The organism is Bacillus sp. JJ864, assembly GCF_036963045.1.
In the GTDB taxonomy this organism is placed as follows: Bacteria; Bacillota; Bacilli; order Bacillales; family Bacillaceae_G; genus Bacillus_A; species Bacillus_A pseudomycoides_C.
In genome coordinates this window covers 5128-5615 of sequence record NZ_JBALLY010000207.1, presented here as the reverse complement: position 1 = coordinate 5615, position 488 = coordinate 5128, and the positions used below count along the sequence as shown (strand labels likewise).

Genomic DNA, 488 nt, shown 5'->3' with positions numbered 1-488 from the left:
TGTTTGTAAATTTTCTTTTAGTTTTTTTAAAAGGAATTGTTTGTATTGATTGACTAATGATTTTCCTTCGGTTGTAAGAGACATTAAAATAACCCGTCGATCTTTTTCGCTATAATGGCGCTCTACAAGCTCTTCTTGAATGAGTTTATTTAGCAATGGTGTCATATTCGGCCTTGAAATAGCTAATCGTTTGCCGATTTCTGAAACTGCTAATGTATCTCGCTCATGCAATAACAATAACACCTGCGTATGTGATGGTGGCATGTGTCGCTGAGAAGAGAACTCTCCGGGAAGCATAAACTTGCGATAAAAAAGAGGTACTAGCGAAAGAAGATGATCAACGATGCGTTCCCACTCACGTGAATCCATATAACAGGCCCCCTTCTCTTCTTATTGTAACAAAAAAACATAATGTTATAAAAATAGAATGATTTTTTTGTGAAGCTAAGGTGAAAAAGCGCTTGTAAGGACCCGATTGGTTCAACTAA

The 488-nt window shown here is 36.7% G+C and carries 2 protein-coding genes (1 of these 2 running past the window's edge); both read right to left on the bottom strand.

Annotation, left to right across the window (positions count from 1 at the left end; translation table 11 throughout):
- On the bottom strand, positions 1-369 hold a 369-nt coding region (locus tag V7024_RS22980; protein WP_335524323.1), incomplete at its 3' end, for a MarR family transcriptional regulator.
- 115 nt (positions 370-484) lie between these two features.
- A protein-coding gene (locus tag V7024_RS22975) for a GDSL-type esterase/lipase family protein (RefSeq protein WP_335524321.1) crosses the window boundary here: on the bottom strand, positions 485-488 show its 3' end. 782 nt of this gene lie beyond the right edge of the window; 4 of the gene's 786 nt are visible here — the last part of the coding sequence; the start codon falls outside the window, past its right edge; the stop codon is at positions 485-487.